The 6,895-nt window shown below is 67.2% G+C and carries 4 protein-coding genes; 1 reads left to right on the top strand and 3 read right to left on the bottom strand.

Annotation, left to right across the window (positions count from 1 at the left end):
• Nucleotides 1-151: 151 nt before the first annotated feature.
• Together ctaD and coxB are read right to left on the bottom strand one after the other, a co-directional pair.
• The gene (ctaD, locus tag WI697_RS14415; RefSeq protein ID WP_041604984.1) at nucleotides 152-1,747 is read right to left on the bottom strand and encodes a cytochrome c oxidase subunit I; all 1,596 of its coding nucleotides are present in this window, start codon (nucleotides 1,745-1,747) and stop codon (nucleotides 152-154) included.
• A gap of 38 nt (nucleotides 1,748-1,785) precedes the next feature.
• Nucleotides 1,786-2,625, bottom strand: coding sequence for a cytochrome c oxidase subunit II (coxB, locus tag WI697_RS14410; protein ID WP_345958937.1), 840 nt, complete (start codon nucleotides 2,623-2,625; stop codon nucleotides 1,786-1,788).
• Between the two features lie 553 nt (nucleotides 2,626-3,178).
• On the opposite strand from coxB, the gene tldD reads away from it, so the two are divergent.
• Complete coding sequence (gene tldD, locus WI697_RS14405; RefSeq protein WP_062761547.1) at nucleotides 3,179-4,624, top strand: metalloprotease TldD; 1,446 nt, start codon at nucleotides 3,179-3,181, stop codon at nucleotides 4,622-4,624.
• Nucleotides 4,625-4,702: 78 nt separating this feature from the next.
• Here tldD and WI697_RS14400 read toward each other — a convergent pair whose 3' ends face one another.
• Nucleotides 4,703-6,877 carry a TRAP transporter permease gene (locus WI697_RS14400; RefSeq protein ID WP_345958936.1) on the bottom strand — a complete coding sequence of 725 codons (2,175 nt, stop codon included), beginning with the start codon at nucleotides 6,875-6,877 and terminating at the stop codon, nucleotides 4,703-4,705.
• Between the last annotated feature and the right edge of the window lie 18 nt (nucleotides 6,878-6,895).

Raw genomic sequence — 6,895 nt, 5'->3', positions numbered from 1 at the left:
GGGGGGGGGGGGGGGGGGGGGGGGGGGGGGGGGGGGGGGGGGGGGGGGGGGGGGGGGGGGGGGGGGGGGGGGGGGGGTGGGGGGGGGGGGGGGGGGGGGGGTGCCGCCCCCCCCCCACGGCCCCGAAGGACCGGTCTCGGTCAGGCTGCCGTCACTTCACGCGCGGCAGGCCGTCCTCGAAGGTGTGGAAGGGCGGCGGCGAGGTCACCGTCCATTCGAGGGTGGTCGCACCCTCGCCCCACGGATTGTCGGCGCACTTCTGACCGGCGGTCAACGTGCGGAACACCACGAAGATGAAGAACAGCGCGGCGAAGCCCGAGATATAGGCACCCATCGAGGCGACGTGGTTCCAGCCCGCATACACGTCCGGATAGTCGGGGATACGGCGCGGCATGCCGGCCAGCCCCAGGAAGTGCATCGGGAAGAAGGTCAGGTTCACGCCGATGAAGGTGAGCCAGAAGTGGATCTTGCCCAGCGTCTCGGGATACTGCCGGCCCGACATCTTGCCGATCCAGTAGTAGAACCCGGCGAAGATGGCGAACAGCGCGCCCAGCGACAGCACGTAGTGGAAGTGCGCCACAACGTAATAGGTGTCGTGAAGCACCGTGTCCACCCCCGCATTCGACAACACGACACCGGTCACGCCGCCGACGGTGAACAGGAAGATGAAGCCGATCGCGAACAGCATCGGGGTCTTGAACTCGATGGAGCCGCCCCAGGCGGTGGCGATCCACGAGAAGATCTTGATGCCGGTCGGCACCGCGATGACCATGGTCGCCGCGGTGAAATAGGCGCGGGTGTCGACGTCGAGGCCGACCGTGAACATGTGGTGCGCCCAGACCACGAAGCCCACGACACCGATCGCGACCATGGCATAGGCCATGCCCAGATAGCCGAAGATCGGCTTGCGGGAGAAGGTCGAGATCACGTGGCTGATGATGCCGAAGCCCGGCAGGATCATGATGTAGACTTCGGGATGCCCGAAGAACCAGAACAGATGCTGGAACAGGATCGGGTCACCGCCCTTGGCCGGGTCGAAGAACGCCGTGCCGAAATTGCGGTCGGTGAGCAGCATGGTGATGGCGCCGGCCAGCACCGGCAGCGACAGCACCAGCAGGAAGGCCGTCACCAGCATCGACCAGGCAAACAGCGGCATCTTGTGCAGCGTCATGCCCGGGGCGCGCATGTTCAGGATGGTGACGATGAAGTTGATGGCGCCCAGGATCGACGCCGCACCCGAGAGATGCAGCGAGAAGATCGCCATGTCCACCGCCGCGCCGCCATGGGACACATTGCCCGACAATGGCGGATAGATCGTCCAGCCCGTGCCCGCACCGCCATCGACGAAGGCGGAGCCCAGCAGCAGCGCGAAGGACGGCGGCAGCAGCCAGAAGGAGATGTTGTTCATCCGCGGGAACGCCATGTCGGGCGCCCCGATCATCAGCGGCACGAAGAAGTTGCCGAACCCGCCGATGAGCGCCGGCATGACCACGAAGAAGATCATGATCAGGCCGTGCGCGGTGATGACCACGTTGTAGAACTGATAGTCGCCGCCGAAAATCTGGTCGCCCGGAGACGCCAGCTCGGCCCGGATCAGCATCGAAAAGAAACCGCCGATCAGACCCGCGACCACCGCGAACACAAGGTACATCACGCCGATGTCCTTGTGGTTCGTGGAGAAGACCCACCGCTTCCAGCCCGTCGGATGGTGTGCGCCGTGAGCGTCATGTGCGCCCGCGTGTGCCATAACCAATCCCTCTCGTTATCGGATGTGCCCGCGGAAGCTCACCGGCCCGCCAGCGCGACCCGGACCTCGTCGGTCCCGTCGACGCGGGCGAACCTGCCCTGTGCTTCGGTCACCCAGTTTTCGAAATCGCCCTCGGCCCGCGCCTCGATCACGATCGGCATGAAGCCGTGCCGCACGCCGCAGATTTCAGAGCACTGGCCGTAATACACACCCGGCTTCTCGACCCGGAACCAGGTCTCGTTCAGCCGGCCCGGCACGGCGTCCATCTTCACGCCGAAGGACGGCATCGCGAAGCTGTGCAGCACGTCCTCGCTGGTGATCAGCAGGCGGACGGTCTTTCCGGCCGGCACGACGACCCGGTTGTCGACCTCCAGCAGGCGATGACCGCCGGCCGGGAGCGCGTCACCTTCCAGCAGGTTGCTGATGAAGGTGAAGTTGCCGTTGTCCGGGTATTCGTAGGACCAGTACCACTGATGCCCGATCGCCTTGATGGTCAGATCGGCCTCTTCCACCTTGTTCTCGAAATAGATCAGGCGGAAAGAGGGGATCGCGATCACGACCAGGATCAGGATCGGGGCGACGGTCCAGCCGATCTCGAGCAGGGTGTGGTGCGAGCGCTTCGACGGAGTCGGGTTGGACTTCCGATTGAAGCGAAGGACGACGACGACCAGCAGGGCGAGCACGAAAATCGACACGCCGAAGCAGATGTAGAGCAGGATGTCATGCAGATCGACGACCCGCTCCATGACAGGCGTCGCCGGCGCCTGGAGATTGAGCTGCCAGTCATGGGCAACTCCTTCCGCGAACGCCGCCCCGGCCGTCCCGAACAGGATGGCGCAGACCGCGATCAGCGAAGAGACTAGATCCTTGGACCTCATTCTTGGGCCTTCCCCCTGCGGATGGCTCCGCCCGTCTTCTGCCGGACGGCGTTAGACCACGTCCTCAGTTCGCCTTCGTGTGGCAATTGGCCGCATTGGCTGCGACCAAGGCTACACGACGCCCGTAAGTCTAACAAGCCGCACGGATATGGTGTCCATGCAGCTCAACCACGGTTGGAGTCTCCGCGGTTTTTCTGTGCTTCTTAGGCTGAAGCGGAGTCCGCTCGGGAAAAATGCGACAACTTGTCGCACAGAACCTGGAGGCGAATCCGCCATGCGGTCCGGTCCATTCGGCGGGCCCTTCCGTCCGGCATGCTCCCATGGCGATCCGGAGGGAAAGACGATGCCGGCGAGGGCTGAAACGGGCGGAAGCAGAGCGTCGCGCGCACGATCCCTTATATCCCCCGGCCGACCGCTCCATATACCATGCATGAACGGCAGGCCGACGTCCAACCCTCTGGCTGGTCCCCACGGCCTGCCACATGCCGGGGCAACCGTCCGCCTCGTCTTGAAGTTTCGCCCCGCCCGTCCGACCAGGTAAGGCCCGCAATCCATGCCCGATACCGCCAAGCTCACCGCCACCGATCCCTTCTTCGCCTCGGGGGCACTCGACCGCTCGCGCCTGGAACGCCAGGTCGCCGAGGCGCTCGCGGGGGCGGATGACGGCGAACTCTTCCTCGAATACCGGCAATCCGAAGTGCTGGGCTTCGACGACGGCCATCTGCGCTCCGCCACCTTCGACACCGTCCAGGGTTTCGGCATGCGGGCCGTGGCCGGCGATACCGTCGCCTATGCCCATGCCAGCCAGATCGACGACGACGCGCTGGCGCGTGCCGCCGACACGGTCGGCGCGGTGCTGCGCGGCCATGGCGGCACGCTGGATCTGGCGCCCGCAAAGCCCGGCCCCGCGCTCTACCAGCCCGGCAACCCGCTGGATGCGATGCCCTTTGCCGACAAGGTGAAGCTGCTGGCCGAGATCGATGCCTGGGCGCGGGCCCGCGACAACCGGGTCCGCCAGGTCAGCGCCACGCTGTCGGCCAACTGGCAGGTGGTCGAGATCCTGCGCCCCGACGGCAGCTCCGCCCGCGACGTGCGGCCGCTGGTCCGCATCGGCGTTTCGCTGCTGGTGGGCGAAGGCGACCGCCAGGAAAGCGGCTATGCCGGCGCCGGCGGCCGCGCCGGCTATACCGCCTGGGTGGCGCCGGAACGCTGGCAGGCGCTGGTCGAAGAGGCGCTGTCGCAGGCGCTGATCAATCTGGAAGCCGCCCCCGCCCCCGCCGGCGAGATGACCGTGGTGCTGGGCTCCGGCTGGCCCGGCATCCTGCTGCATGAAGCCGTGGGCCACGGGCTGGAGGGCGATTTCAACCGCCGCAGGCTCTCGGCCTTCTCGGGGCTCATCGGCGAGCGTGTGGCCGCCCCCGGCGTCACCGTGGTCGACGACGGCACCCTGCCCGACCGGCGCGGCTCGCTCACCATCGACGACGAGGGCACGCCCTCGTCCCGCACCGTGCTGATCGAGGACGGCATCCTGAAAGGCTATATGCAGGACCGGATGAATGCCCGGCTGATGGGCGTGCCGGTTACCGGCAACGGCCGCCGCGAAAGCTATGCCCATCAGCCGCTGCCGCGGATGACCAACACCTACATGCTGGGCGGCGACAAGGATCCGGCCGAGATCATCGCCTCGGTCAAGCGCGGCCTCTATGCCAAGGAATTCGGCGGCGGCCAGGTCGACATCACCTCGGGCAAGTTCACCTTCTCGGCCTCGCTCGCCTATCTGATCGAGGACGGGAAGATCACCCGGCCGGTGAAGGGCGCCACCCTGATCGGCAACGGCCCCGACGTGCTCAAGCGGGTGTCGATGATCGGCAACGACATGGCGCTCGACGGCGGCATCGGCTCGTGCGGCAAGGACGGCCAGTGGGTGCCGGTGGGCGTGGGCCAGCCGACCCTGCGCATCGACGGGCTGACGGTGGGCGGTACCGAAATCGCCGCCTGATCCACAAGCGACCGACTGAAAACCCCCGCCGGGCGGCCTGCCCGGCGGGGGTTTTGCGTGTCGGCCCGGTGCGGCAGATCAGCGGGCCGCAGCCGGCCTGCGGTCCGGCCCGGCGGTGCGCCGCTGCCAGAGATAGATCACGGCCAGCAGCGCCAGAGCCAGGGCCTGCACCTCGATCCGCCCCATCAGGGGGATATAGGGCGCCAGGAAGCCCGGCCGGAACATGGCGAAGGCGACGGCGAACAGCGCCAGCCGCTCCCAGCCCTTGCAGGCCCGGGCGAACCAGCCCTGCAGCCCGGCGGCGAAGGCGAACATCGCCGCCACCGCACAGATCGAGATCCAGGCCAGATGGATCGGATCGTCGATCCACACCGCCCGCCCGGCATCGTCGACACCCGAGATCATCAGCAGATCGGTGTTGAACAGGAAGATGAAGGGCAGGATCGCCGTCCGCATATCGTAGGTGAAGCCCTGGACGCCGGTTTTGATCGGGTCGGCGCGGGCGATGGCGGCGGCGGCATAGGCGGCGAGCCCGACCGGTGGCGTGTCGTCGGCCAGGATGCCGAAATAGAACACGAAGAGATGCGCCGCGATCAACGGGAAGATCAGCCCGGCATCGCCGCCCAGCTGCACGATCACCGGCGCGGTCAGCGTCGCCATGATGATGTAGTTGGCCGTGGTCGGCAGGCCCATGCCCAGGATGATCGAGGTGATCGCGGTCAGCACCAGCATCAGATAGATGTTGCCGAAGCTGATCACGTCGATGAGGGTGACGAACCGCCCGACCAGGCCGGTGATGGTGACGGCGCCCACGATGATGCCGGCCGCCGCGGTGGCGATGCCCACCGCCACCATGTTGCGGGCCCCGTTGATCAGCCCTTCGAAGATGTCCTGCAGCCCCTGGGCGACGCCGTCGCGCAGGATCTGCCCCATGGGTGTGCCCGGTTCGCGGGTCAGCCAGGCCAGGATCGGCCGCTGCACGATCATGATCACGGCCATGGCTTCGATCGCCAGCAGCACCGACAGCGTGGCCGAGCGCTGCAACACCACCAGATACCAGACCAGCACCACCACCGGGATCAGGAAGTGCAGCCCGGCGAAGAAGGTCTGGCGGAAGCGCGGCAGTTCCGAGCGCGGTACCGGTTTCAGGTCCAGCTTGCAGGCTTCGAGATGGACGACATAGAGCAGCGCCAGATACGAGATCACCGCCGGGATCAGGGCGGCGCGCACCACGTCCAGATAGGGAATGCCCAGGATTTCCGCCATGATGAAGGCGGCTGCCCCCATCACCGGCGGCATCAGCTGGCCGTTGGTCGAGGCCGCGACCTCGACCGCGCCGGCCTTGTGGGCGGGCAGGCCGACCTTCTTCATCAGGGGGATGGTGAAGGTGCCGGTGGTGACGGTGTTGGCGATCGACGAGCCCGAAACCAGCCCGGTCAGCCCCGAGGCGACCACGGCCGCCTTGGCCGGCCCGCCGCGCAGATGGCCGAGCAGCGAGAAGGCGACGTCGATGAAATAGCGCCCGGCGCCCGCCCGATCGAGCAGCGCGCCGAACAGCACGAACAGGAAGACGAAGCTGACCGACACGCCGATCGGCACACCGAAAATGCCGGTATCGCTGAGGTACATGTCGCTCATCAGGAAGTCGAGCGGCACGCCCGGATGGCGGATGATGCCGGGCAGCCAGGGGCCGACGATGCAATAGCCGAGGAACACGATCGCCAGGATCGCGAGCGCCGGCCCAAGCGTGCGCCGGGCGGCTTCGAGCAGCAGGATGATGGTGACGAGACCGAACCAGATGTCACGCTGAAGCGGCAGGCCCGCACGCATGACGATCTCTTCGTAATCCCACCAGAGATAGAGGACCGCAACCGCAGCCACCACCGCCAGCACCAGGTCGTAGACCGGCACCCTGGTCAATGCCGACCGCGGCCCCCCGGACAGGCGGTCGAGCAGTTTCGCCAGGCGGCCATCGGGCTCGCGATAGGCCGGGTAGCACAGGAAGGCGAGCAGCAGGGCGAAGGTCAGGTGGAACACCCGCGCCAGGAACTGGTCGAAGGGCACATAGGCGATATAGAGCTGAAAGGCCGACCAGCCGAGGCAGAGGGCGACGATCAGCCAGCGCATCACCGAGCTGGTCGGCGCGCGCGCGCCCGCTTCGACCTGCGCGACCAGGGCCTCGGCCGCCGCGATGTCGCCCTCGCCCTCACCCTTCGGGGGCGCACCGCGGCCCCCCGTTTGCGATGCAGCCATCAGGCCCCTCCTCCCCGG

The sequence above is a fragment of the Tistrella mobilis genome (genome assembly GCF_039634785.1).
GTDB classification, from domain to species: Bacteria; Pseudomonadota; Alphaproteobacteria; order Tistrellales; family Tistrellaceae; genus Tistrella; species Tistrella mobilis.
The sequence above is the reverse complement of the archived record's forward strand: the minus strand, read 5'-3'. Positions and strand labels throughout refer to the sequence as shown.

What these genes read in the sequence shown, in the direction of transcription:
- ctaD (WP_041604984.1), bottom strand. Translation starts at nt 1,747, where the DNA reads ATGGCACACGCGGGCGCACATGACGCTCACGGCGCACACCATCCGACG.
- coxB (WP_345958937.1), bottom strand. Translation starts at nt 2,625, where the DNA reads ATGAGGTCCAAGGATCTAGTCTCTTCGCTGATCGCGGTCTGCGCCATC.
- tldD (WP_062761547.1), top strand. Translation starts at nt 3,179, where the DNA reads ATGCCCGATACCGCCAAGCTCACCGCCACCGATCCCTTCTTCGCCTCG.
- WI697_RS14400 (WP_345958936.1), bottom strand. Translation starts at nt 6,877, where the DNA reads ATGGCTGCATCGCAAACGGGGGGCCGCGGTGCGCCCCCGAAGGGTGAG.